Source organism: Paenibacillus sp. FSL R5-0623, from assembly GCF_037974265.1.
Classification (GTDB): Bacteria; Bacillota; Bacilli; order Paenibacillales; family Paenibacillaceae; genus Paenibacillus.
The window spans coordinates 1,837,220-1,864,217 of record NZ_CP150233.1; the positions used below are offsets into that span (position 1 = coordinate 1,837,220).

The 26,998-nt window shown below is 44.8% G+C and carries 23 protein-coding genes; 15 read left to right on the forward strand and 8 right to left on the reverse strand.

Going from position 1 to position 26,998, the window contains the following annotated elements:
- Nucleotides 1-53: 53 nt before the first annotated feature.
- The gene (gene coaA / locus MKY92_RS08550) at nt 54-983 is read right to left on the reverse strand and encodes a type I pantothenate kinase (protein WP_036610217.1); all 930 of its coding nucleotides are present in this window, start codon (nt 981-983) and stop codon (nt 54-56) included.
- A gap of 193 nt (nt 984-1,176) precedes the next feature.
- Here coaA and MKY92_RS08555 point away from each other — a divergent pair, with 193 nt between their 5' ends.
- From MKY92_RS08555 to odhB, 5 genes are all read left to right on the forward strand, one after another.
- On the forward strand, nt 1,177-1,965 hold the full coding sequence (locus MKY92_RS08555; protein WP_036610214.1) for a DUF3891 family protein: 789 nt from the start codon (nt 1,177-1,179) through the stop codon (nt 1,963-1,965).
- 238 nt (nt 1,966-2,203) lie between these two features.
- A complete protein-coding gene (locus MKY92_RS08560) occupies nt 2,204-2,686 on the forward strand; it encodes an 8-oxo-dGTP diphosphatase (RefSeq protein WP_339300234.1) in 483 nt (160 codons plus the stop codon).
- 389 nt (nt 2,687-3,075) lie between these two features.
- Complete coding sequence (locus MKY92_RS08565; RefSeq protein WP_076209233.1) at nt 3,076-3,561, forward strand: GNAT family N-acetyltransferase; 486 nt, start codon at nt 3,076-3,078, stop codon at nt 3,559-3,561.
- 624 nt (nt 3,562-4,185) lie between these two features.
- Entirely contained in the window at nt 4,186-7,059 is a 2,874-nt protein-coding gene (locus tag MKY92_RS08570; RefSeq protein WP_339300236.1) for a 2-oxoglutarate dehydrogenase E1 component, read from the forward strand.
- 5 nt (nt 7,060-7,064) lie between these two features.
- The gene (gene odhB, locus MKY92_RS08575; RefSeq protein ID WP_339300238.1) at nt 7,065-8,330 is read left to right on the forward strand and encodes a 2-oxoglutarate dehydrogenase complex dihydrolipoyllysine-residue succinyltransferase; all 1,266 of its coding nucleotides are present in this window, start codon (nt 7,065-7,067) and stop codon (nt 8,328-8,330) included.
- Nucleotides 8,331-8,459: 129 nt separating this feature from the next.
- Here the strand turns inward: odhB and MKY92_RS08580 are convergent, their stop codons facing one another.
- From MKY92_RS08580 to MKY92_RS08595, 4 genes are all read right to left on the reverse strand, one after another.
- Nucleotides 8,460-9,440 (reverse strand): alpha/beta hydrolase, encoded by a 981-nt coding sequence (locus MKY92_RS08580; protein ID WP_339300240.1) that lies wholly within the window; start codon nt 9,438-9,440, stop codon nt 8,460-8,462.
- A gap of 41 nt (nt 9,441-9,481) precedes the next feature.
- A complete protein-coding gene (locus tag MKY92_RS08585) occupies nt 9,482-10,459 on the reverse strand; it encodes a type I phosphomannose isomerase catalytic subunit (protein WP_338708200.1) in 978 nt (325 codons plus the stop codon).
- Between the two features lie 189 nt (nt 10,460-10,648).
- Nucleotides 10,649-11,233, reverse strand: coding sequence for a class I SAM-dependent methyltransferase (locus MKY92_RS08590; protein WP_339300242.1), 585 nt, complete (start codon nt 11,231-11,233; stop codon nt 10,649-10,651).
- Nucleotides 11,234-12,187, reverse strand: coding sequence for a TIGR01212 family radical SAM protein (locus MKY92_RS08595; protein ID WP_036610193.1), 954 nt, complete (start codon nt 12,185-12,187; stop codon nt 11,234-11,236).
- 439 nt (nt 12,188-12,626) lie between these two features.
- On the opposite strand from MKY92_RS08595, the gene MKY92_RS08600 reads away from it, so the two are divergent.
- Together MKY92_RS08600 and trmB are read left to right on the forward strand one after the other, a co-directional pair.
- The gene (locus MKY92_RS08600; RefSeq protein WP_017689675.1) at nt 12,627-12,827 is read left to right on the forward strand and encodes a hypothetical protein; all 201 of its coding nucleotides are present in this window, start codon (nt 12,627-12,629) and stop codon (nt 12,825-12,827) included.
- A gap of 152 nt (nt 12,828-12,979) precedes the next feature.
- Nucleotides 12,980-13,735, forward strand: coding sequence for a tRNA (guanosine(46)-N7)-methyltransferase TrmB (trmB, locus tag MKY92_RS08605; protein ID WP_339300244.1), 756 nt, complete (start codon nt 12,980-12,982; stop codon nt 13,733-13,735).
- 130 nt (nt 13,736-13,865) lie between these two features.
- On the opposite strand, the gene MKY92_RS08610 is transcribed toward trmB, so the two are convergent.
- Nucleotides 13,866-16,118: an AraC family transcriptional regulator gene (locus MKY92_RS08610; RefSeq protein ID WP_339300245.1), complete on the reverse strand. Its 2,253-nt coding sequence runs from the start codon at nt 16,116-16,118 to the stop codon at nt 13,866-13,868.
- Between the two features lie 408 nt (nt 16,119-16,526).
- Here MKY92_RS08610 and MKY92_RS08615 point away from each other — a divergent pair, with 408 nt between their 5' ends.
- The 3 genes from MKY92_RS08615 (at nt 16,527) to MKY92_RS08625 (ending at nt 20,046) form a co-directional block, all read left to right on the forward strand.
- Nucleotides 16,527-17,432 (forward strand): ABC transporter permease subunit, encoded by a 906-nt coding sequence (locus MKY92_RS08615; protein WP_339300246.1) that lies wholly within the window; start codon nt 16,527-16,529, stop codon nt 17,430-17,432.
- A 30-nt stretch (nt 17,433-17,462) separates the two neighbouring features.
- A complete protein-coding gene (locus MKY92_RS08620) occupies nt 17,463-18,392 on the forward strand; it encodes a carbohydrate ABC transporter permease (RefSeq protein ID WP_339300248.1) in 930 nt (309 codons plus the stop codon).
- Between the two features lie 106 nt (nt 18,393-18,498).
- A complete protein-coding gene (locus tag MKY92_RS08625; RefSeq protein ID WP_339300249.1) occupies nt 18,499-20,046 on the forward strand; it encodes an extracellular solute-binding protein in 1,548 nt (515 codons plus the stop codon).
- 140 nt (nt 20,047-20,186) lie between these two features.
- Here the strand turns inward: MKY92_RS08625 and MKY92_RS08630 are convergent, their stop codons facing one another.
- Nucleotides 20,187-21,338: a glycosyltransferase gene (locus MKY92_RS08630; protein WP_339300251.1), complete on the reverse strand. Its 1,152-nt coding sequence runs from the start codon at nt 21,336-21,338 to the stop codon at nt 20,187-20,189.
- Nucleotides 21,339-21,388: 50 nt separating this feature from the next.
- Nucleotides 21,389-21,916, reverse strand: a complete 528-nt coding sequence (locus MKY92_RS08635; protein ID WP_017689668.1) for a phosphatase PAP2 family protein — start codon at nt 21,914-21,916, stop codon at nt 21,389-21,391.
- A 710-nt stretch (nt 21,917-22,626) separates the two neighbouring features.
- On the opposite strand from MKY92_RS08635, the gene MKY92_RS08640 reads away from it, so the two are divergent.
- From MKY92_RS08640 to MKY92_RS08660, 5 genes are all read left to right on the forward strand, one after another.
- A complete protein-coding gene (locus MKY92_RS08640) occupies nt 22,627-23,865 on the forward strand; it encodes a glycosyltransferase family 2 protein (RefSeq protein ID WP_076209221.1) in 1,239 nt (412 codons plus the stop codon).
- 335 nt (nt 23,866-24,200) lie between these two features.
- Nucleotides 24,201-24,695, forward strand: coding sequence for a translation initiation factor IF-3 (infC, locus tag MKY92_RS08645; RefSeq protein WP_017689666.1), 495 nt, complete (start codon nt 24,201-24,203; stop codon nt 24,693-24,695).
- A gap of 24 nt (nt 24,696-24,719) precedes the next feature.
- Entirely contained in the window at nt 24,720-24,923 is a 204-nt protein-coding gene (rpmI, locus tag MKY92_RS08650; protein WP_017689665.1) for a 50S ribosomal protein L35, read from the forward strand.
- Nucleotides 24,924-25,011: 88 nt separating this feature from the next.
- Nucleotides 25,012-25,371 carry a 50S ribosomal protein L20 gene (gene rplT, locus MKY92_RS08655; protein ID WP_017689664.1) on the forward strand — a complete coding sequence of 120 codons (360 nt, stop codon included), beginning with the start codon at nt 25,012-25,014 and terminating at the stop codon, nt 25,369-25,371.
- A 580-nt stretch (nt 25,372-25,951) separates the two neighbouring features.
- Nucleotides 25,952-26,992: a BMP family ABC transporter substrate-binding protein gene (locus tag MKY92_RS08660; RefSeq protein ID WP_339300254.1), complete on the forward strand. Its 1,041-nt coding sequence runs from the start codon at nt 25,952-25,954 to the stop codon at nt 26,990-26,992.
- The last annotated feature ends 6 nt before the right edge of the window (nt 26,993-26,998 follow it).

A 26,998-nucleotide genomic window follows, 5' to 3' on the forward strand; every position in this document is an offset into this window, starting at 1 on the left:
CTCCTTTTAAGGGTAATTAGATATAACATCAAAGTGTACTGCACGAGTGTTGTCTACAGTTTGCGCAATTGAATCTGCCCAATGGAGTGATCGGCTTCCTTTTTCAGAATCAGTCTGGCACGTCCTTTGGTTGGCAAAATGTTTTCATGCAGGTTTTTGGCATTGATATCTTGCCAGATCTGGTTGGCCGTACGTACGGTTTCTTCTTCATCGATATTGGCGAATCGTTGATGGAAAAAGGAATCAGTGTTCTGGAACGCTGTATTGCGGAGTAGCTTGAAACGCTCAACGTACCAGTGTCGTATATGCTCTTCTTCCGCATCAATGTAGATGGAAAAATCGAAGAAATCACTAACCAGCAAAGGCGTTTCCTTTTTGATCTGAAGTACATTTATACCTTCAATAATGAGAATATCCGGTTGACAGATCTGCTTCTCTTCTCCTTGAATGACATCGTAGGCGAGGTGAGAGTAGACGGGTGCTTTCACTTCGGGCTTGCCAGATTTCACATCACCCATGAACTGAATCAGGGATTTGATATCATAACTTTCCGGGAATCCCTTGCGGTTCATGATGCCCTTCTCTTGCAGCACCGCATTGGGGTATAAGAAACCGTCGGTTGTGACAAGGTCAACCTTCGGGCTATTCTTACCTCTGGCGAGCAGTGCCTGTAGTAAGCGGGCCGCTGTACTTTTGCCCACGGCAACACTTCCCCCGATTCCAATGATGTAGGGGGTGGGGAGAGCTTCTTTTTTCATAAAGGAGGCAGTTAATTGATTCAGTTCTCGTGAAACTCTTGCATATAGGTCAATAAAGTGGGTAAGAGGCAAATATATATCTTCGACTTCTTGAATCGATACCTCTTCATTCAATCCCTTTAACTGTTCTAATTCGGCTTCCGTCAGTGGAAGAGTGGTCTGATGTTCTTTAAGTTCAGCCCATTCCTTGCGGTTAAACTCGATGTAAGGAGAGTATAAATTCATGAGATCCCGCTTTCTGTATGTAATATAATTGTGGACACAACCTAGTGTATCAAATTTCAGGAAACTGACAACACCTTTACATTGTGCCTTTCATAATGCCTCTCGTCAAAATGGAGCGAAAAACAACTTACTAGGAAAGTTTAACCCAATTTATGTTAAAGTCAACGTATACCATGCGGAAGGGTGACAGCACATGATCGTATATGAGAGAGAGCATGATTTTGTTTTGACCGCACAGCATGAGCATGGATTAGTAGCCGGAGAGATGGCTTCCCACTGGAAAAATGAATTATTATCCGATGCTGCGCATCGGGATGAATTGATTCTAGCGGCCAAGGAACATGACCGTGGCTGGATTGAACTGGATTCGTCTCCGTTCTGGAATGATTACAGTCAATCGCCGTATTCGTTTCGTGACTTTCCATTGCGTCCGCGTTTTGTATTCTACCATAAAGGGATTGAAGAAGTCCGTCAGAAAAACCTATACGCCGGATTATTGTGTAGCTTGATGTACACGGAGCTATTTCAGAAAAATCTGGGGGCCAATGCTCAGGATGATGATGACATCCGAGATTATCTGCAACAAGAACACGAACGTCAGCTGGATTGGGAGAAACAGCTTGGTGGTGATGCTGAAGCCCTGAAACAGAGGCTGCAAAGTGATGTGGAGATTATGCTTTTCTGTGATCAGCTCAGTCTGTTTCTCTGCATGGAGGAACCTGGAACACCTGCTGCGCGTTATGATTTTTTTGCAGAAGGGCTCAGTTGTACGTTTGATGCCTGTTCCAGACAACCGATTCAAGCAGAGTGGTTATCCAATGAAAAAGTAGGCCTGTCTTTTTTCCCGTTTGATGAGGACTTTACGATCGTTTTGCCTTATAAATCAGTGCCGAAGGCAAGTATCCGCAAATTTGGTATGCAACAGGCTTATCGCCGGGCTGAATGGAAGGAACGTCGTGTGTTGATTACGGAATTGAACTGAGAACTGGAAACTCCAGGCTTGAGGAAAGAGCAGCATAGAATATCACAAAACAGGCGGGCTTCTGATGTACAGATGTACAGGGCGTCCGCCTTTCGTATGCATATATATCATCATAGACTATAGTATGAGACCGGTGAAAACACCAATCAATCAGCGTGGGAATAAAGAAGGAAAACACAGGTTATTCCCAGAAATGTTAGTGTACAGCAGAGAAGCGCATGTTAGCAGGAGGACGAATATGAGCACCAGAATAGAGATATTAACAATGTGTATGGTATGGGACAAAATGAATGATCAGGTGTTATTAATGAATCGGCCGGATCGCAAAGGGTTTCCGGGATACATCGCTCCTGGGGGGAAGGTAGATTTTCCGGAGAGTATCGTGGATGGTGCCGTGCGGGAGGTTCTGGAGGAGACGGGGCTAATAGTTAATGAGATTACGTATAAAGGGCTTGATGAGTTTTGTGATCCCGAACAAGGATTGCGGTACATGGTATTTAACTATTTGGCGACTTCATTCGAGGGTCGGTTATTGCAAGATCCGCCCGAAGGCGAACTGTTATGGGTGCCTATGAAGCGGGTTTTTGAGCTGCCTATGCAGGATTGGTTTGCTGAGCGTCTCCCGCGTTTTTTCCAAAAAGGTACTTTTGAGCGGAGTGTGATCTGGGAGAAGTCATCCGGACGTACACTGAAAGAGACATTTATGATGTATAGCGATTGAGTACTTGAACAGAGTTAGATCCGATAAGATAAAACGTCAGAAGGAGGGGAAATAATCATGGGATACCAGCATGCCTTGGAAGAATAGATTGCGGCGACGCTTGATGGGGAATGGAAATTAATCCATGAGCATTTAAGCTTGGGTTAGGATAAAAAGAATGCCTCATAATGTATCATCCATATCTATATATTTATATCCAAATATTATGATATAATGAAGTTTACTATTTTTATAGGAGATGACTAGTCTGTGGGTAATAGTGTGTGATTAATAGATTGAGTAAACTAGTTTGTTGAAATGAAGAATGATATATTTGTAGATTTGCCATACATAGGCTTCTGCAAACAGAACGTAAATGAATATTGTACGATGAAAAGGTGGAGATTGGCATGAAATTGTCGTTCCGGATTTTGGACTGGGAAGAAGAGAGACCCTACGAACTTTTGTTGATGGCTGATCCTTCAAAAGCAATTGTGGATGAATACCTGAGTCGGGGTGTTTGTTTTATTGCCGAGTATGAAGGAGAGATGGTTGGGGAGTTCGTATTGTTGAAGACTCGTCCAGAGACTGCGGAGATTGTTAATATTGCCGTACAGGAAGAACTGCAGGGACAAGGTGTAGGCAAACATATGATTAAGGAAGCGATGGAAGCTGCACGTAGATTGGGATGCCGAATTCTCGAGATTGGGACGGGCAACTCCAGCTTTCATCAATTGAAGTTATACCAACGTTGCGGTTTCCGCATTATCGGGGTTGATCGTGACTTCTTTGTGAGGCATTATGAGGAAGAGATTATAGAGGATGGTATCCGCTGTGTGGATATGATCCGTATGGCCATAGATCTGGATGCTGTTACAGAGGATGAAAAGAAATAGGAAGTAATCGCTGGGGTGAAATTTGCTGAATCCAATGAAGCTGCTCGGATAATTTATGTCTGAGTCAGCTTTTTTCAATTGGTCTCCTGAAGAAAACCCCAATTATTTGTTGAATGTGACGTCAAATGGTTAATGTTTAACTGGACGGTTTGTTTTTGAACATAATGGACCACAATTCAATTAAGGAGGTAAAATGGGAGATCGTATGTCTATTTTGTTGTAATTAAGCGTTCGTTGTTCTACCCAAATTGCTCGATTTATTCGATTCATCTAATTTATGCATCGATTGAACTAAAAATAGGAAATGCTCCTGAGCGTAAAAGTTTATAGAATAGATAGTAGAACACGAACTTCACTTGAAGAAGTGGAGAAAGTGTAACCTTCGAACGGATCAGGACAGTATTCGACATCTGTGCGACGGTATATACAATCATTGTTTTACTTTGATTTTGAAAACGCAGACAAACCTTGACGGGAGCGTCGGACTAACGTTACTACCACCAACAGCACGATTATTGGACTTCATGAAAAATTTCGCTTAAAATGTTGAACGAACGCAAATTACAGCTTAGTCAATGATTTCCGTCAAAAACTTATGACTAAATCAAGACGGAGGGAACGTCGATGACGATCGTGGAAGGCAACAAGAAGCCCTGGGAAAGTTACTATGGCCCCAATATGGGATACGTACAGGAACAATATGAATTATTCACTCAAGACCCTGGTTCGGTTACACCGGCTTATCGTGAACTATTTGAACAATGGGGTGCACCGCCGATGTCTGGCAGGGATGCACGCACAACTTCGAATTCCGGCAACGCCCAATCGGCTTCCGGAAGCGTAGACATTCAACTATTACAGAAAGCGGTTACAGCGGGTAAACTGGTATGGAACATCCGTACCTATGGTCATCTTGCTGCAGATATAGATCCGCTTGGAATCAGTGAAGATACAGACACATCTTTGCTGGAACCTCAGCATTTTGAATTAAACGAAGAAGATCTGAAGGCTTTACCTGCTTCCCTGATCTGGGAAGGTGCAGATGGGCAGACAGCAACCGGATGGGATGCAATCCAACGCTTGCGTCAGATATATACTGGACCCATGGCTTATGAATTCAGTCATGTGCACGAAGTTCAAGAACGTGAGTGGCTGAATCGTCGTGCGGAATCCCGGACATCACCAGCTCCACTTAACCCGAAAGAACGTAAGAAGTTGCTGGAACGTTTGGTTGAAGTTGAGCAATTTGAAGATTATCTTCACAAAACATTTGTTGGGCAGAAACGTTTCTCCATCGAAGGTAACGATGTGCTTGTGCCGATGCTGGATGAAGCTGTTCGCATCATGGCGGAAGCCGGATCAAGCCACATTCTGATGGGTATGGCCCACCGTGGACGGTTAAATGTACTGGCTCATGTTTTGGGCAAACCGTACAGCAAAATTTTCTCTGAATTTCATCATGCTCCGAACAAAGATTTGGTTCCATCGGAAGGTTCGACTGGAATCAACTACGGTTGGACGGGGGATGTCAAATATCATATGGGTGCCAACCGTTTTGTAAAAGACGGGGAAACTGTACAGGCACGCCTTACTCTGGCAAATAACCCGAGCCATCTGGAATACGTTAATCCGGTTGTACAAGGGTTTGCTCGTGCGGCTCAGGATGACCGTCGTGACCCTGGATATCCGAAGCAGGACGTGACGAAGGCAGCTACCATTTTAATGCATGGTGATGCAGCATTCCCTGGCGAAGGGATCGTTGCCGAGACGCTTAACTTCAAAGCTCTGCCAGGATATCAGAATGGCGGAACCATCCATATTATCGTCAACAATCGTCTGGGTTTCACTACAGATAGCGGTGATTCCCGTTCAACGTATTACGCAAGTGACCTTGCTAAAGGGTACGAAATTCCGATTGTACACGTGAATGCGGACAATCCGGAAGCTTGTATTGCAGCCATTCGTATGGCAGCAGAGTATCGCAATCGTTTCAAAAAGGATTTCCTGATCGACTTGATTGGTTACCGTCGTTACGGCCATAATGAAACCGATGATCCCGAAACGACTCAACCTATCGTTTATGACAAGGTGAAAAACCATCCAACGGTAAGCCACCTGTATCAGGATCAGTTGAAACAGGAATCGGTTATCGATGATGCGTCCATTACGAGCATTCGCGATGGAGTAACGAACAAGTTAAAAGAAGCTTATGACCAGATGAAGAAAAATGAAGTACATGAATATTATCAACGGAAAATCAGTGAGCCGGAAGCTGTTACGATTACGCCGACTGCGGTACCACTGGAGAATCTGCGCAGCATTAATGCCGATCTGCTGAAATGGCCTGAGAACTTCAATGTGTATCCGAAGTTACAGCGGATTTTGCAACGCCGGAGCACTTCCCTGAATGAAGGGGAAAAAGTGGATTGGAGCCTTGCGGAAACACTCGCATTTGCAACTATTCTGGCAGATGGCAAGCCAATTCGGATTAGTGGACAGGATGCCGAGCGTGCTACATTCGCTCATCGGAATCTGGTGTTGCATGATTCGGAGAATGGAGCGAAGTTCTGCCCATTACATCACTTGCCACAGGCAAGAGCATCCTTTGCAATCTATAACAGTCCGTTGTCTGAAGAATCCGTTGTTGGATTCGAATATGGCTATAACGTATATTCACCAGATACATTGGTCATTTGGGAAGCTCAATTCGGAGACTTTGCCAACTGTGCACAGGTTATATTTGACCAGTTTGTATCAGCGGGCCGCGCCAAATGGTCTCAGAAGTCCAGTCTGGTTATGTTGTTACCACATGCGAATGAGGGCCAAGGACCTGAGCATACAAGTGCTCGTCTGGAACGCTTCCTGCAGCTTTGTGCAGAAGACAACATGACGGTTGCCAACTTGTCGAGTGCATCTCAGTACTTCCACTTGTTGCGTCGTCAAGCTTCGTTGACTGAAACGGAAGATGCTCGTCCACTTGTGATGATGTCACCAAAAAGTCTCATTCGTAACCCGCGTGTTGCATCACCGGCAGTTGAATTCAGTGAAGGCAAGTTTGAACTTGTACTGGAGCAAGCTGGACTGGGGACACAGCCGGATCGTGTAGAGCGCATTATTTTGTGCAGTGGCAAGATTGCCATCGACCTGGAAGATGCTATTGAAAAAGATAAAGCAGATCGGTCATGGCTTCACATTATCCGTGTGGAACAGTTGTATCCGTTCCCGGCAGAAGAGATCAAACGTGTCCTCGCCCGTTTCAGTAATGTAAAAGAGTTGGTATGGGTACAGGAAGAGAACAAAAACATGGGTGCCTGGACATACATGGAGCCTCGTCTTCGTGAAGTCGCCCCGGAAGGCACAACCGTTAGATATGAAGGTCGCCCGGAACATGCAAGTCCTTCCAGCGGTTATCAGCTTGTGCATAGTATGGAACAGCAACAGATTATTACATCTGCGTTGAAACAAACGACGAAGAATAATATTCCACTGGGGAGGTAACAGCTGTGAGTGAAATTAAAGTACCTGCAATGGGTGAGTCAATAACTGAGGGAACTGTATCCAGATGGATGGTTAAAGAAGGGGATACCGTTAATCAGGGGGATGTGCTTCTTGAACTGGAAACGGATAAAGTAAATATTGAGATCAGCGCAGAAGAAAGTGGCGTGCTGGAGAAGATCATACGTCAGGAAGGAGAGACGGTAGAGATCGGTGAAACGATCGGTACACTCTCAGCTGGTTCTGGAGGAGGAAGCGGTGCACCCGCTTCCGAACCAGCAGCTGAAGAGAAAAAGGCCGTTACTCCTGCACCTGAAGCTCCAACACCACCACCTGTTGCGGCAGCACCGGAGTCATCCGATAGTGCGAAGACGGCTTCACCGTCTGCCCGTAAGCTTGCACGTGAACGTGGTATCGAACTGGATCAGGTTCAGAGCAAAGATCCGATTGGACGAGTATACCAGGACGATGTGAAGAGTCATAACAATCAGGCTCCTGCTCCTGTTGCTCCACCTGCGAGTAAAGCTCCAGCAGCACCAAGTGCTCCGGCAGCTGGAAGTTCTACCTATACCAAACCAGTGGAGCGTCAGCGGATGTCTCGCCGCCGTGCGACCATTGCCAAACGTCTGGTAGAGGCTCAGCAGACAGCAGCCATGCTGACTACGTTTAATGAAGTTGATATGACTGCGATCATGGATGTACGTAAACGCCGTAAGGACAAGTTCAAAGAGAAACATGAGATCAACCTGGGCTTCATGTCCTTCTTCACCAAAGCGGTTGTGGGGGCTCTGAAAAAATTCCCTACAATCAACGCAGAGATTGATGGTGAAGATGTTGTGCTCAAAAAGTATTATGATATCGGCATTGCCGTATCTGCGAAGGAAGGACTGGTTGTACCGGTTGTACGTGATGCTGATCGTCTGGGCTTTGCCGAGATCGAGAAGAGCATTGCGGACCTGGCATCCAAAGCTCGTTCCAACACACTGGCGTTGTCTGATCTTCAAGGCGGAACGTTCACCATTACCAATGGCGGAACATTTGGTTCCTTGTTGTCTACGCCAATCCTGAATACACCTCAAGTGGGTATTCTGGGAATGCATAAGATCCAGCTTCGTCCAGTGGCGATTGATGCAGAGCGGATGGAGAACCGTCCAATGATGTACATCGCGTTGTCCTACGATCACCGGATTATCGACGGTAGTGAAGCGGTACGTTTCCTCGTGACCGTGAAAGAACTGCTTGAAGACCCGGAATCCCTGTTGATTGAAGGTTAATCCATAACGTTTGAATATAGCTATTATTCATATCGCTTAACAAGAAAACCCCTGAACTGGAGCGCAGCGTGAGCTGTACATCCGATTCAGGGGTTTCTTTTGGCTCTTGGTATGTTGTCTCCGACTCTATTATATAGAGTCAGCCGTCTCAGTAGGGCTCACCGGACTAGGGGGTGTATTCGAGTCAGGGGTATTCCGCTCTAACCAGTTCACAACGTGCTGGGCCACTTCTGTTCGGTTGATCTCATGCAGCATTTCATGCCGTCCATCCGGATACAGGCGATACTCAATGTTCTCCAGCTGAAGCTTCTTATACTGCGAGACCAGATTAAGAACGCCTTTGCCATGAAGTCCGACAGGGTCCTTCTCACCTGAGAACAGGTATACGGGTTTGTGTTTGGGTATGCGCTCCATATTGTGTGGAAGATGGACTTCAAGCAGCAATTTGAAGAAGTCGCGGAAAAAGCCTGCTGTACAGACTGCTCCGCACAGGGGATCATCAATGAATCGCTGAACCTCTTGTGAGTCCCGGGACAACCAATCAAACGGTGTCGTCGCAGGGCGGAAGGAACGGTTAAATCCACCAAATACAATCGCGTTGAGCAGCATGCTAGGGTGGGTAGCACCCTGAATGCCGCACTGCAAGAAGGCCAGCTTCTCTCCAAATCGGAGCAGACCGCGTCTGCCGTTTGTCCCTGATAAAATAAAGGCATGGTAGTGCTCATGACCAGCGTACATGAGATGTTGTACCAAGAATGAGCCCATGCTATGTCCCATTAGAAACAGGGGCACCCCAGGATTCTCCTTGGCGGCTACTTCGCCCAGATTGATCATATCACTCGCCATCCAGCGGAAGGCATCGATACCAGCATTACCAAGCAACTTGGCATTCTCCACAGTTTTGCCATGACCCCGATGGTCATTGGCATAAACCGCATAGCCATTTTGGGTAAGGATGTCGGCAAATTCGGCGTACCGGGCTGCCGTCTCGCCCATGCCATGTGCAATTTGCACGACACCTTTAACGTTACATTCCGGATCGGGAAGCCAGCGGTACACATGAATACGGGTACCTTCACTAGCGACCAAGGCAAAGGTAGATTCCTGCATCTCGTGTAATTCCTCCTTCACAGGTTACATATAAGCTTGATTTATGGCAGATAAGAGCGAAGAACAGTGGTGTTTCCATTTAATGTATAAGAACCCAGATTGGCTGGCAAGAGATAACATTGTCCAGCTTTCAATTCAATGCTGTCTGATTCAGCATGTGCCCACTCCAAAGTTCCTTCTCCTTCACAGACAACGAGAATTGTGAAGCTGTCAGGATTGGTGGAGAGTTCCCACCGTTCAGTCACAATCCCTTTTTCCACCACAAAATAAGGGCATTCCGCAAGCTTGAGCCATTCACCAGGAGTAGCGTTATTTGTTTTCATTGTTGAGGCACCTGCGCCCTCATAGGCGGTGACATTTAATGAGTCTTCAACATGCAACTCACGTGGTTTTCCGTCTAGCCCTGGACGATTGTAATCGTATATCCGGTACGTCGTATCCGAGTTTTGCTGAATCTCAGCGACAACAACACCTGCACAGAGCGCATGCACTGTTCCAGCAGGGATAAAGAACGTATCACCAGCTTCTACAGGTACCTGACGAAGGGTATCCATCACCGTGCCGTTTTCCAATGCTTCTTTTAATGTTGCCCGATCAACGCCTTCATTCAAGCCATAGATGATGTGTGCGCCCGGTTTTGCGTCGAGTACATACCACATTTCTGTTTTGCCAAGCTCGCCAGGAGGAAGTGCCTCATACTCGTCTGTTGGATGAACCTGCACGGACAGGTCATCGTTGCAGTCAAGCAGCTTAATCAGAAGGGGGAAACGGCCGCCTTTTTCGGAAACGCCTTTGGTTCCAAGCCATTCGGTGCCCAGTTGTTCACGAACTTCATCCAGACCTTTGCCAGCCAGGGCTCCATTTAATACCTTGGTTGTACCGTTGGGATGATCCGCTATCATCCATCCTTCTCCGATATGTCCTTCAGGGGGCGTAAGGCCGAATTGCTCCAGCGCACGACCGCCCCACACACGTTCTTTGAATTCAGGTTGGAATTGTAATGGGTATGGCGTAGACATCAGTAATCTCTCCTCTAGTATATGAAATGGTGGATCGCTTTAATCAGTCATGGACATGTAGTCGCCATGAGCAAACAAGTGAATACGTTTGCATATGTAGATGTAGAACACAGATCGCAGTAAGAAGAAGCCGTTAAAAGCTCACCTTGCGATTGTGTCTAGTTTATTGTATTTGGTGAACAAAGGAAATTATTTTTTCTCGATTCCGATCAGAAAAGGAGAAGTTTCTCGCTGTAATTGGCGATACATCACAACCTGTGCCTGTTCGACCGGAAGGGCAGAGGACCATTCCAATACGGCTGATGCTTCCTGTGCACCTCCGTCATGACCAGGATAGAGCACAACCGTAATAATGCCGCGAGGACGTAATAAAGCGAGTGCAGCTTCGAGTGCAGCGATTGTGCTGTCTGTCTCGGTAATGATGGAGGAATCTGCACTTTCTGAAGGCAGGTACCCCAAGTTGAACATAACTGCACCAACCGCACCAAGCCATGACTCAGGAACTGCTTCTGCCATTCGATCATGGCTTAGTTGAAGCATGGAGATGGAGCCAAGCTTGGCTTCATCATTTTGTTTTCGAATCCGGGCCTGTGCCAGCGTGAGGGCTTCACTTTGAATATCGAATCCAATGACTTGACCATGCCTGCCTACTTGTTGTGCCAAAAATAGTGTGTCTGCTCCTGTGCCAACGGTTGCATCTATCGCCAGATCACCTGGCTGCAGACGGGAAGCAATCCACTGATGTGCACAGCTGAGAACCGAAAGAAAGCCCATCTATGCTCGCCTCCAATACTTACCTTGCCATGAATCCCGCTCTCGCAGCTCACGATCAATGGAGTTCAACACTTCCCATTTGTTCATGGACCACATCGGTCCGATCAACAGATCACGTGGTGCGTCGCCTGTAAGACGGTGTACGATCATTTCCGGTGGAAGCATCTCCAGTGTATCTACGATCAGCTTGATATACTCGTCCTGATCCAGAAAACGTAAAAGACCGGCTTCGTATTGCTTCACCATTGGTGTTTTGCGCATCAGATGCAGCAGGTGAATCTTGATTCCCTGCACATCCATATTGGCAACTGCCCGTCCAGTGTCCAGCATCATCTCATGTGTCTCTTGAGGCAGACCATATATGATATGTGTACACACACGTATATTCCGTTTGCGCAGTTTCTCAACTGCCTCTTCGTAACACTTCGTGTCGTGCGCGCGATTAATCAATGTTGATGTGGAATCATGGATGGTTTGAAGCCCCATCTCAACCCACAGGTAAGTGCGCTCGTTCAGTTCAGCCAAATAATCAACAACGTCATCTGGTAAACAGTCCGGGCGAGTGGCGATGGACAAACCAACAACACCGGGTTGCTCAAGAATTTCTTCAAAATATTCGCGCAGCTCCTCAACCGGAGCATACGTATTCGTATAGGCTTGGAAGTAGCCAATATAATGCGCTGTAGGCCATTTGAGATGCTGTTTATCTCGAATTGTATTGAATTGGGTGACCAGATCTTCACGTCTGCTGCCAGCAAAATCGCCTGATCCACGCGCACTGCAGAAGGTGCAACCACCTTTGGCAATGGAACCATCGCGGTTGGGACAGGTGAATCCAGCATCCAACATCACTTTGAAAACCTTATTGTTAAATTGATCGCGCATCTCATAATTCCAGGTATGGAATCGTTTATCTCCCCACAGGAGAGGGGACTGTAATGCAGGTGCATTCATCTTCAGGGTACTCCTTTGGCTGTCGAATTACCGTAATCATACGTGAACAAAAGAAGAAGTGCTATGCGATTTCCGTCATAGACGATGGATAGCGATTATAGGTGTCTTCATGAACTGTAGCATTTTGCATTATTCGATTTGAGTCGCTCACGGGTACAAGATATGGACAGGAAAAAGCATCCCGATCCATATCTTGCTGATTGGAAGACGCTTATGGGATTTATGCAAAATGCTCACTTTATCATTGTATCAAAAAACTAAAAAAAAAGGGAATCGAAACGCAAAAATAGGCCGTAAAATCAAGGTTTTCTCCTTGCTATAGTTTACACCTTATGTTATATTTAAATCAGCGTCAGACACCATCTAATGGGTATTATTCATCATAGCATTTGAATCAAGATTGACGTCATGGACCATACTATACCGTGAGGTGATATGAATGAATTCCCAAGTTAAAAACAAAGAATTGAATCATGTGTCTGTTGAATTGACGGCAGAAGAGGCACTGGCTTTAACAGGTGTTCGTTTTAATGGAAATCCGAAAGTGAAAGCGGCTGCAAGACAAAAAGTTCGCGATGCTTTCGAAAAGACATTTGATTTTTCACACCAAGATAAGGTAGACTATGAACTACTAAAGTAGTTGGACCCCAATTCCAAATAAATCGAAGAGGGAATCTTTGAGATTTGCCCAAAGTGGCAGATCCGAAGATTCCCTTTTCATTGCTCTTTACAATTTGCCAGTTCTTCGGCAAAATAGTTCTGAGACAAGTATGGGACAAACGGAGGAATAAAATGCGTTTACGTGGCAGAAAAGGGATAAGAGAAAATCTGGAGCAACAAGTTGATCTTGTTGTACTGGACCCCAAGCAACATAAAGGAAAATGGTCTGATCTGTTTGGCAATGATCACCCGATCTTCGTGGAATTTGGTATGGGTAAAGGTCAATTTATCAGCCAAATGAGTTATAAATATCCGGAATTTAATTTCATCGGTATTGATATGTATGATGAACTGGTGCGTCGTGCCAGTGAGAAAGCTCGTAATGCGTGGAGTCAGGCTGATGTGGAGACACCTCCGAACCTGAAGCTTGCGCTGGCAAATATCGAACAGATCGAAGAAGTTTTTGAACCGGAAGAACTGGAGCGCATTTATTTGAACTTCAGTGACCCTTGGCCAAAAGCAAAGCATGCACGTCGTCGGTTGACGCATCCGCGCTTCCTGAAGAAATACACGGAATTGCTTAATCCCAAAGGTCAGATTCATTTCAAAACCGATTCGGAGACGCTGTTTGATTTCTCACTCAACGCCATTGCCGACTTTGGCCTGCAAATGACCAATATTTCTTTGAATCTGCATCGTGATGGTTTAAATGAAGAACATGTGATGACGGAGTACGAGCAGAAATTCATGGGTAAAGGTATGAACATTCACCGGGTTGAAGTGATTGTTGGTGAAGAGGCCTTGCGTGAATATCATCAGACACGTCTGGACAAGTATAAAGTTCGTGAAGCTTCTGATGAGTCTGGCGAAGAACAGGAACAGGAATAATTCGAAATCTAACTTAAACTCAATTAAGTAGAGCGACACATGAGGTGAATGGTTTCATTCTCATAGGTCGCTCTTTTTTTGTATTAACAATCGATGTGCAATACTCCATAAACTCACGTCTGGGATGAATTCAAAAGTTCTCTGAATGAAACTCTTTGCGGCGATAATCGTTTGGTGTAACCCCGTTGAACTTTTTGAACATGCGATAGAAGTATGAACTGTTGGTGAATCCCGTCCTCTCGGCAATATCGGCAACAGAGTTCTCTGTCTCTACCAGCAGATGCTGGGCCTTGGCTATGCGGGTTTCGTTAATCACGTCCGTGAGCCCTTTCAGGGTGAGCTGTTTGTAGAGCCTGCTCACATAGATGGGCGACATGCCCAACTCATCTGCGATAGAAGTTAGACATAGATTGGGGTCCGCATAGTCCCGCTCAATAATGCCATTGATTTTACGAATCAATTCTTCATGTTTCAGTGTACGTTTCTCCTCCACTTTGGAGCCAAGCTCATCAAACATCCGATAGAAGTGTTCATGTACTTCACTAATGTCTTCCGCGTCTTTGACAGGCAGCATTAGACCATCCGAGACTGAATCAAGTGTGAGTTGATTATTCTTCTTGAGGGTATTTCTTACATGGTTCAGTGTCATCGTCAGATGGGATAAGGCTAGCTGGAAGACGGTAAATGGATATGCGGCTGTCTCGCCGACGATGTCTGCATAGACTTGTTTTGCTTCGCGTGTCTTACCTGTCATTAGATGATCGACAAGTTGTCTTTCCTTACCTGCCGGGAATGCGTACTCCTTGGCGTGATACGCCATGATGTCAGAGGTATAGATCAGACAGCTCGGTCCCATGAACAAACGATGCAGTGAGGCTTCGGCTGATCTGGTATAGGATGCAATACTGTCTTCCAATGAATCTTCTTCCGTGCCGATCGTACAGGAGATGGAGCATTTCAAATGGGTCATTACAGCTGCCTGCATCATACGTAGCAGTTCTTCGATTCGATTATGGGCAGGTTGCCCAAGTTCATGCTTTTCAGCTTTTTCATTGAAAATGAGTGTGATCAGATCACCGCCCATGTCCACAGCTTCCGAATTGTAGTGGAGATCGGCTGTCTCGGTGCATATGTTCATCATGGCGTATTTTACAAGTTGGGTCTCATCACGATACGTTTCGCAGAATTCGGTAAAATGGTCAATACGCAGCAATACCAGTCTGGATGCACGCTGAACATCAATGGAAGAACCATAGAACTTCATCCGTTCTTCCAGCATACCTCCAGTTACTATTTCGCGGCCCTGCAGTGCCCCTCGCAGAAAATCCTGCCGTAACAAATGAAGACTGCCACGTCGCTCTGCTTCCATCACACGTAAACGAACAAGCACCTTATCAATAGGGTGATATAGTTTTCGGGACACAAGGTAAGAGAGCAGCAACCCTGCGAACAGAAGTCCAACACAAAACAGAACGGTATGTGTGCGCATACTCCGTATATCTGATGTAATCAGATCATAAGGTGTTATTCTCACATAACGCCAACCCAGGTCATCGGGAGCGGTATAGGTGATGAGAGATTTTTCTCCGTCGACCTTCTCGGTAAAGTAAGCTGACTGCTCCGTATCCTGCATAATTGGCTTCATAAAAGCTTCGCTGGAGAGATTTTTCATCAATGCACGGTCGCCAAAGTCAGATAAAAGGTCTCCATTCTCATTCACGATAAAGGTTTTGCCTGGTTGATCCACAGCATTCATATTTGGACTGAGCCAATCATCCTTGATATTAACGATGACAGCATAGTTTAGCTTCGCGTTATCATTGATCGTGTCGTAACAGAGATAGGTGTAGCTGTTAACCTCTGTTGCTTCGGTAGAGCCGACCTGATATGTACGCGGGATCGGGACAAAAGGTTTATAGTCATGGAAGTGTTGGAGGATGCTTGTAATCCCCTGATCGTCGATCTCCGAGATGGACTGCTGCCCATTACGCACGTTGGAACTAATAAAGAATTCATTACTTTTGGAGTTATATACATAGATGGATTCTATAAAAGGAAGGGACATGCGGTAGTTGTCTAGTTGCTCCATCGCCGATGTGATCTCATAAATATTTGGTTTGGAATAGAGCAGTAATGAAGAGATGGTGTAGTCCTGATAAATCTGATATGACAATGATTTCGCAGTCTCCGTCATTTTGGCTACTTCACGGCTGGTTTGAGTAAGACTGTTCATATCTGTACGATACACCTGGCGAAGCGCAATCCGATTATAGTTGACGTACAAAATAGAAGAAGCCACAAGCAAGGTAGCGACCGTACTGATAATAATGCCGATAAGAATCCGTGTGAAGACCTTCTGACTGTCCTCTGAACGTTTACGCATTCTTCTTCCCCCTCGGACCTCCTGTTTTGGGTGAACAACATAGAACTTCATATACATACGTTAGGCTTCATATATGGATGAGCAGAAGAGCAAGAGTATCTTGAATTATATATTATGTATGCGTTTACATCAATGCTGGACAGGCTGTTTTGCCTGTTTTCTCTACAGAAAGTTCAACTTTCGCTGGATTGTTCACTAGGTGTAGCCTATGCACGATATCAATATTTGTGAACGGATGTGTGTGGATGTCTATTCATTTCATGGTTCGTTCATTTTGTTCATAGTTCATTTCGCAGAATCGTTCATTTTCTGAAGGGAAGCTTCAGTATCCGTGAGTGAAGAGAGCATCTACAATTAAAAGAGAGCTCCACCACGCAGCACCGCAAGAAATTCGGGAGGGATCGAGCCATGCTTAAAGAATTGAACAAAAACAAAATCATGTTTCTGATGCTGTTGCCCACGCTGATCTTTTTTCTGATTAACTCGTATTTTCCGATGGTCGGCATCTATTATGCATTCACCCGGTATGATTTTGAAGGCGGATTATTTGGCAGTCCATTTGTCGGTCTGGAGAACTTTAAGTTCCTATGGCAATCCGGAATGTTGCTCAAGCTCACAACCAATACCGTGGGTTACAATCTCGCCTTCATTATATTAGGAAACGGTCTGGCGATCTTCTGTGCGATTATGCTTAGCGAGATCAGGGGCAGGTTATTCAAAAAAATCACGCAATCCGTCATGTTCTTGCCGTATTTCATCTCATTTGTACTATTAAGTGTAATCGCTTACAACATGTTTAACTACGAGTCGGGTTTTGTGAACACGGTGCTCAAACGTTTTGAGGCCGGCCCGGTCGACATCTATAACACACCCTGGATCTGGGTGTTCCTGATCATCATCTTTTATCTATGGAAAAATCTTGGATACAGCATGGTCATCTATCTGGCCGCCATAACGGGGATCAGTGACGAGTATTATGAAGCCGCCCGGATGGACGGGGCCAATATATTTCAGCGGATCTGGTACATTACGGTACCGATGCTGAAGCCAACCTTTGTCATATTGTTGTTGTTCTCACTCGGCAGCATTATGAAGGGGCAGTTTGACCTGTTCTATCAACTGATCGGTAACAACGGGGTACTGTACAACGCTACAGATATTATTGATACGTATGTGTATCGTTCACTGAAAGTAACGTTTGATATCGGGATGGCAACGGCTGCGGGTCTGTATCAGTCCTTGTTTGGATTCATTTTGATCATGACCGTCAACTATATTATCCGCAAAGTAAATGAGGACTATGCCTTGTTCTAGAACGCCCGCAGGGCAGGAGGGAGAACGATCATGAACACGCCAATGAATACTCACACTCGTACGAATACTCGTCTCAGAGATTCGGAATTCACTTTCATGTTTCAACTGATTTCCTACAGCTTCATCATCATTTTATCAATCATGTGCTTGCTACCGTTTCTGCTGATTCTATCCGGTTCATTCAGCAGCAACGAGTCCATTGTGAGGAATGGTTATCACCTCTTTCCAACGGACTTTTCCCTGGAAGGTTACAAAATGGTGTTCAAATTCCCGACTCAGGTACTCAAGGCTTATGGGGTAACGGTCTTTACAACGGTGGTGGGAACTACGCTAGGGCTGTTCCTCATCACGATGGCCGGATTTGTGCTCCAGCGTAAGGATTTTAAATATCGGAACACATTCTCGTTTTTTATCTACTTCACAACCCTGTTTGGTGGGGGGCTTGTACCTTGGTACATTATGCTTGCGAACTACTTCAATCTCACAGATACGTACACCGTACTGATTTTCCCGGGGTTGATGACGCCATTCCTCATTATCCTGATGAAAAACTTCATTCGCTCGGCAGTGCCGGATGAATTGATTGAGTCCGCCAAAATTGATGGAGCGAATGACTTCCGCATCTATGTCAGCATTGTGTTGAAACTGGCGATGCCTGGTATCGCCACCGTAGGTCTGTTTCTGGCACTGGGTTACTGGAATGACTGGTTTACCTCATCCCTCTTCATTAACAACCCGGATATGTACCAACTGCAATTTTATCTCTACAACACGATGAACACGATTACATTCATTGACCAGATGGCGATTGGCACAGGGATCACACTCAGTCAGGAAGTGCCTACCGAATCAACCAAGATGGCAATGGCTATCGTTGTAACGGGACCGATTTTGTTCCTGTATCCGTTTGTACAACGTTATTTTGTTAAAGGACTCACCATTGGTGCAGTGAAAGGTTAGAACGTGAACGCGCTGTGGGCGTCAGGCTACTGATATCATTTCAGGTCTGAAACATGGCGAGTCTGCGCTAACATATAAAGGTTCACCACAAAAAGGGAGGATGCGTATGCGTAACAAAACAATTCGGCACCTGTCTCTGGTACTTGCCCTGATGTTGTTCGCCGGGGTACTTGCCGCATGTAATAACGGTTCGGGGGGATCGACGCAAGGAAGTGAGCAGGGAGGAACATCCGGGAACAAAGGCGAGAAAGTCACGCTTCAATTTTACATGCTTGGGGATGCTCCGAAAGATCTGCCTGTTATTGAATCCGAGATCAATAAGCTGGCGGAGGCTGATCTGAACGTCAATGTGAAATTCAACTACACCTCATGGACCGACTGGGATCAAAAATATAAACTGCTGCTGTCTTCCGGACAGCCAATCGATCTGATCTTCACAGCGGATTGGACATTCTACCAGTCCTATGCCAAGAAGGGCGCGTTCCTGCCACTGGATGAAATGTTGCCTACAGCAGCGCCAGCACTGAAAGCTCATGTCCCTGATGATATGTGGGATGCTGTCAAAATCAATGACAAAATCTATACTGTTCCATCCACTTGGATTGAGTATGTAACGGAGGGAATTGCGTACCGTGAGGACTTGCGCGAGAAGTACAATCTTCCAAAACCGGAATCCTTGGAAACGCTTGAAGCATATCTGGAGGGCATCAAAGCCAACGAACCTAATATTATTCCGATTGCGGATAGCAATGCCAACCATACCCATGGTATTCGTCAATTGACATCCAAGCTGGTTAATACAGCAGGTCAACTTCCATATGGACTGGATATTATGTATGACACACCATCAACCGTGACGTCCTATTGGGGATCCGCGCAACACCTGGAAGACCTGAAAACATACAAACGTTGGATGGACAAAGGATTTTTCCCGAAAAACGTACTGAATGTAAAAGATACATCCAACTCGTTGCTGCAAAATGGAAAAGCGGCTGTTGTTCTGTCCGGGGAAAACCCTAACAAATTTAATGCAGATGTAATCAAGGTACAGTCTACGCATCCAGATTGGAAACTGGCTTATTTCCCTTACCCGAATGCGAAAGGGTTTGCACAACCGGTTCACCCGATCCACAATGGTTTTGCGATTCCGCGTAGCAGTAAAAACCCGGAAAAAGCATTGGCATTCTATGAGAAACTTGTGACAGACAAACGATATAATTGGTTGACTGAATACGGTATTGAAGGCAAAAACTTCGAGGTAGATAATGGATACTACAAAATGGTCGGAGATGCACAAACAAACGGCTTCCCGCGTGAGGGCATGAATGGCTGGGCTTGGCGTAATCCGGAATTCATGCTCTATGATAAAACCTTTGATGATGTCCTGACCATGTTTGAGGATCTCGACAAAATTAAAAAGCCGGATATCTTTACAGGATTTGCTGAAGACTGGACTCCGTACCAAGCCGAGAAGGCTGCATTGGAGCAAGTGGAAAAACAATATTTGTATCCGCTTAATGTAGGTTTGGTGGCAGACGTAGAGGCTGGATTGAACACATTTATGGAGAAGGCTAAACAAGCAGGATTGGAAAAAATTCAGGCAGATTACACCAAGCAGTGGCAGGAGTACTTGAAGTCTACAGGCATACAATAGTTTGTACTTTCCTTCATAAAGAAAAGGTGTCTTCGGATTCGAAGGCACCTTTTCAATGTGGTTGCAGGCTTGTTTGAAGCCGTTGGTTAGAGGCTTGATTAGACGAAGAATACGGGAAGCAACATCCTAATGGGATAAATTCATAAACGGGCCTCTTCTGCGGATGAAGGACGAACGTCCTCCAGCAGATCGATAATACTTTGAGCACTCTGTAGCGGATGAACCTTGGCGATTTCCGCCAGATGACGTTTGCGTTTACGTACAACATCCGGGTAGTGATGCAACAGCTTGTTCATCCATTTGACCACTACGTCGAGCGATGTTATGGGTTCTCCCAACCCTCTTGCGGTAAAATAGTGGACGTTTTCTTCTTCCTGACCAGGTATAGGGTTGTGGAACAACATTGGAATTCCTTTGGCAAAGCCTTCGCTGCATGTCATTCCCCCAGGTTTGGTGATCAGCAGGTCGGATACTTCCATCAATTTGTCCACTTCGTTGGTGTATCCCAAAATATGAATGTTTTCTTTGCGATACATGGGGTTCTGTTCCATGCTGATCCGTACTTTATCATTGCGACCCAGACAAAAAATGATCTGAATATCTTCATGCCAGCGTGTCAGCAACGGATGGACCAGCTTGTCGCTGAGCATTCCCCAACCGCCGCCCATCACCAGTACGGTGGGCATGTTCTTGAGGTTGAATCTGCTTCTAATCTCTTCTCGCCCGGGATGCTCCCAGAAATTTGGATGCACCGGAATGCCCGTGACTCGAATGTTGTCTGTAGGTACGCCGCGTAGCATTAGTTTGGACTTAACCTCATCTGAAGAAACCAGATAAAGGTCTACTTCACGGTTAATCCACGTCCCATGTGCATCATAGTCGGTGATGACTGTGCATAGGGGAACCTGTACACCCAGACGTTTCAGTCTGGATATGACAGCACTTGGAATCGGATGTGTACAGACGATTGCATCGGGACGTAACTGGCGCACAACGCTGCGTGTATGTGTATAGAACAGTTTATGCAGCGCCAGTGTTGTCAGCCTGTTTAATGATTTTTTATATTGGTGTCTGTATACGTATCCGACAAGTTTGGGTTGGTTGGTAACCGTTTTTTTGTATGCTGTTATAATCAGAGGTGCAACCTTGGGATTTAAGAAACTTCCCAGTTCAAGCACTTTTGTCTGCACGTCTGGCGAAAGCTTTCGCAAATTGCTGGACAGTGCATAGGCGGCTTGAGTATGACCCGTACCAAAGCCTTCAGATAATAGTAATACTCTTTTTTTCTCCACGCTTGCTTCACCTGTTCCTGCTAGGTTTTTCTGAGTCTAACATATCGGCTTTAAGACCAGAATGCAACTGTTGCAAGTGCGACTAAAGTACCTATTGTGGCACCTGCCAGAACATCGGAAGGATAGTGTAATCCCAGATAAATTCGAGAGAATCCGACAATAAGGGCCACAGGCAACAATATTAGCAATAAGATCGGATCAGTGGTCATAAAGGGAACCGTGACCGAAAAAATGGCAGTTGTGTGTCCTGAAGGAAACGAGTGATCCGTCAGGGGATTACGGAACGTAATTGTATCCGGCAAGGCCAGATAAGGTCGAATGCGGGGATACAATTTTTTCGCGATGGCTACAGGAATGTGGCTGACCGCAAGAGCGATACAAGCCTGGAGTCCTGTTGTGCTCCATGGAGCTGGAGCAAGCAGCCAGATTAACAAGGATATTGCAATAGATGAAGTTGCTCCACCCAGATGGGTGAAATAATACAGCCAAAAATTCATAAAACGATTATGAAGTCGGCCGTTGATCCACATAAAAACATTTCGATCATAATCTTGAAACTTTAAGAATAAACGGCTCATATTGGCCTCCTGCCAGTCAGGCCGCTCGTAATGGCGGCATTATTTCCGGTGATTTTCTGCATCCGGTTTCGTCCTGATTAGTATATAACCGTTTTTCGTGAACTTGAGGTTATTTCAGGTATATGTTTATCATATTTTTAAATGTTGTCCTTTTCAAGAAGAACCCATGTAAAGAACGTAAAATTCATGTTAAAGAGTGGATATATACCCATCTTAACTTTTTGACTTCGGTCAGCCAAAAAAGATACAATGATTCAACATGGCTGAAATGAGGTAAAAAAATGTGAGTTCTGTTTCAAACTTTTTGAGGTCTGTTTGCGTTATTTGTTATAGAGCCTCTGACGAAGAATAACATGCTGATGAAAAAAGCAGGGACTTTAGAAATAAAAATCAAGTAAACGGCTGAAAATAAGATATAACAGGCATGAATGCGAGGTTGTGGTATCACGAAGTGTCTATTCAGCGTTTAAAGATCACATTTCTGCTTCAGAAAGTGGAATTGGGGTTTTGACAAATGACTGAAAAGGATACAGAATCGATAAAGCAGCCAACTGATAGCAACCAAGCTTTGAAACATTGCCTGATATAATCACGTAGTACACAAAAGAACAGGGTCATATTCTGCAGATCAAAAAAAAATAAATTGCAGAATCAGGAAGAGAAATGCTTGAGTAAACTGGGTTTTGAAAAAAAGGGGGTAACAGAGAACGATGTTGGACGCTATATTCGTCACGATGCAGGTCATTCTGGCACTGCTAGCCGTGTACCAATTCACGTTTTCGCTGTTCGGTCTGATTAAGAAAAAGAAAAAGAAACATTATCCGGCGACAAAATCATTCGCTGTACTCGTCGCAGCACACAATGAGGAACAAGTCATTGGTGCCTTGATGGAGAACTTGAAACAACTTGATTATCCGAAAGATCTGTACGATGTGTTTGTCATCTGTGACAACTGTACGGATGGAACGGCTCAAATTGTCAGAGAACATGGATTAAACGCATGTGTACGTACTAATGCCGATTTAAGAGGTAAAGGGTATGCCATCGAATGGATGCTTAAGTACCTGTGGAAATTGCCACGTCAGTATGACGCAGTTGTTATGTTTGACGCGGATAACCTGGTTGACCGTAACTTCTTGCTTGAGATGAATGATGACTTGAACAATGGTTCGCGTGTTATCCAAGGATATATTGATACGAAAAATCCGGAGGATTCCTGGATTACTGCAGCTTACGGTGTTTCTTACTGGTACATCAACCGTCTGTGGCAGTTGTCTCGTCATAACTTGAATATGGCGAATTTCCTCGGTGGAACCGGAATGTGCTTTGAGACCAACCTGTTGAAGGAAATTGGTTGGGGTGCAACAAGTCTGGTTGAGGATCTGGAGTTTACGATGCGCAGTGTGCAACGTAATGTGTATCCTGTTTTCAACTATGACGCCAAAGTATTTGATGAGAAGCCATTAACATTCAAAGCTTCAGCGAGACAACGTCTGCGCTGGATGCAAGGTCACTTTACAGTTGCGCGTAGATACTTCTTCCCGCTGCTATGGCAGTCCATTAAGGAAAGAAGCCTGGTGAAATTTGACCTTGCTATCTACGGAGCCAATGTCTATGTGGTGTTGCTTACGTTCCTGATGACGGCTGTGATGTGGGTAGACATGGCTATATTCAGTGGTCCGCACATTGCTAATATTTATGGATACTTCCCTTTATGGGTTGGGTTCGTGGCTATTGGTTTGAACATTCTGACGTTCCTGTTGTCCATGGCGCTGGAGAAGGTTACCTTTGCCAAAGTTTATCTATATCTGATTTTGTTCCCGATCTACCTGCTGTCTTGGTACCCGATTACGTTCTACGCTTTCTTTACGCAGAACAACAAACAGTGGAGCCACACTCAACATACACGTGTTGTACGGTTGGATGAGGTGCAAAGCAAACAAGGGTAAGGAACCTGCATGCGATACTTTGTTGACATCTGATATCACAAATGTGTAATTCACGAAAAAAAGTTGTGAAGAATGTTGACAATGTATTTCATGGGTGATATAGTATTCAAGTGCCTTAAAGCGAATAGCAATGGAATCACAAGCAGAAGTCCGACTTCTCACCTGATCAACAAACATGTTGGCTGGTCAACGATCCCAATAATTTATGAAGTGTATACTCATGAAGAATTGTGTTGATTACAGGGATGTCGGTAGCTTGACCGGCATCCCTTTTATTTTTGTTTAACTGGATATTCAAAATGACCTGGAGGTGGACGATTATTAGTAAAGATCACATGATTAATGATGAGATTCGGGCGAAGGAAGTACGCCTTGTCGGAGCTGAAGGAGAACAAATTGGGATTACGCCCATTCGCGAAGCACTGCAAATGGCGATTGACCTGAATTTGGATCTGGTCAATGTGGCACCACAGGCTAAACCGCCGGTGTGTCGTATTATGGACTATGGCAAATTCCGCTATGAGCAACAAAAGAAAGATAAAGAAGCCCGTAAGAACCAGAAAATTGTTGATATTAAAGAAGTATGGTTCCGTTCCAATATTGAGGAGCACGATTATCAAACGAAGCTTCGTAATGTAGTTAAGTTTTTGAACGAAGGCGACAAAGTGAAATGTTCTGTTCGTTATCGCGGACGTGAAATTGCACATGCCGCGATTGGTCAACGGATTTTGGAGCGCGTTAAGGTAGAAGTTGCAGAACTTTGTACTGTTGAACGTCAACCAAAATTGGAAGGCCGCAGTATGATCATGATCTTGGCTCCTAAAGCCTGATAACATTGGAGGAGGAAACACAAAATGCCTAAAATGAAAACACACAGCAGTTTGAAAGGACGCTTCAAAATTACCGGTTCCGGTAAGGTCCTTCGTTACAAAGCTCACAAAAACCACTTGCTTTCCCACAAATCCAAACGTGCTAAGCGCGTTCTGAACGGTAACCCAGTTATGGCTGCCGGGGATGTTAGACGTTTGAAACAAGGCTTGGCTAACTTGAAAGGCTAATTCTAATTAGTACATTCCGTATGGGGGATCGGCTACGGCCGTACACATACCACGGATACATTTATATTTATTTGGGAGGTTCTTTAATATGGCAAGAGTAAAAGGCGGTTTTGTAGTACGTCGTCGTCATAAAAAGGTTTTGAAACTGGCAAGAGGTTATTTCGGTTCCAAACACCGTATTTTTAAAACAGCTAACGAGCAAGTAATGAAATCCCTGGTATACGCATACCGTGACCGTCGCAACACGAAACGTAACTTCCGCAGACTGTGGATCGTTCGTATCAATGCTGCAGCACGTATGAATGGTTTGTCTTACAACAAACTGATCCATGGTTTGAAACTTGCTGGAGTAGATATGAACCGCAAAATGTTGGCTGATCTGGCCGTTAACGACATCAATGCGTTCAACTCTTTGGCTACTGTAGCTAAAGGCAAAATTAACGCTTAAATTGTATGATACAAGCCGCCGTACCTATATGGCGGCTTTTTTTACGGTTTGGAAGAAATTCGAAGATGAATCTCTGAATGAGTAGAGCGAATAGGCTGTAGTCTGGAGGGGAACAATGAAACCAGGTAACTGGCTGAATAACCTTCCATGGGAATACATAAAATACGAACGGTGAAATAATACAAATGAAAACAGGTAAATCCCACTCATCACTAAAGTTCGCGATACATTTTTGTTATATAACATCACATCGTTGTAACGTTAGTGTGTTAAAACGCTAAATCATTAAGCGTTTTCAATAAAAAAAGAACAAAAATATGTGATATTTGGTGATGAAACATCTGGATTTTAACACTGGTTGATTGTATAATCACCTCTAGTAGGCTAGTCCTAGATTTTTCTCTCCATGTCATAATGTTCGGTTTTTCGACAGATGATAGGATGCTTCAAGGGTGAGAATGCGCTTTTAATGTCGAAGAAACCATACATTCTGCATAAAAGTCATTTCAGCTATCTGTTAACCGTTCAATTGTAGGCTGGATTGGAATGAGGGATATATCATTAAGGGGGAAAAAGAGAAATGAAAAAGATGCTCAGCTTGTCTTTGGTAATGTTGCTGGCGGTATCGGTTATGCTCGCGGGTTGCGGTAGCAAACCGAAAGAAGAAACAAATGCCGGAGGAGATACAGGTGGAACTCCCACTGAAGCGAAATCCGATCTCAAAATCGGTATGGTTACTGACGTAGGTGGAGTTAATGACAAATCCTTTAACCAATCCGCTTGGGAAGCTCTGCAAGCGACTGAAACAGAAACAGGTGTAGCAGTTAAATACCTGCAAAGTAAATCCGATGAAGAGTACATTCCTAACTTGAACGAATTCGTCAAAGGTGGATATGATCTGACTTGGGGTATCGGTTTCCAGTTGGCTGATGCAATCAAGACTGTAGCTGAGCAAAACCCTGATTCCAAACTCGCGATCATCGACAGTGTTGTTGATGCTCCTAACGTTAAATCCGTAACATTTGCTGAAGAAGAAGGATCTTACCTGGTTGGTGTTGTGGCTGGTCTGACAACAAAATCCAACAAAATTGGTTTTGTAGGTGGTATGGAAAGCCCACTGATCAAAAAGTTTGAAGTAGGATTCAGAGAAGGTGTTAAAGCAGTTAACCCTGATGCTCAATTCATTTCTAACTACACAGGTGCATTTGATAAACCTGACTTGGGTAAAGCAGCAGCAGCAACACTTTACAATGAAGGCGTAGATATTATCTTCCACGCTTCTGGCGCAACAGGTAACGGTGTGTTTAACGAAGCAAGTGCTCGTAAGAAACAAGGTCAAGATGTATGGGTTATCGGTGTTGACAAAGACCAATCTCTTGAGTTTGGTGATGAGATCACTTTGACTTCCATGATCAAAAAAGTTGACGAAGCAGTTAAGCGCGTTAACAAAGAAGTAGTTGATGGTACATTCGCTGGGGGTTCCGAGAACCTGACTTTGAAAGAAAACGGCGTAGGTATTGCTGATACCTCTACTGCCAATGTACCTGCTGATACACTTGCAAAAGTGGAAGAGTACAAAGAAAAAATCATCAGCGGCGAAATCAAAGTTCCTACGGAGTAATTTTGA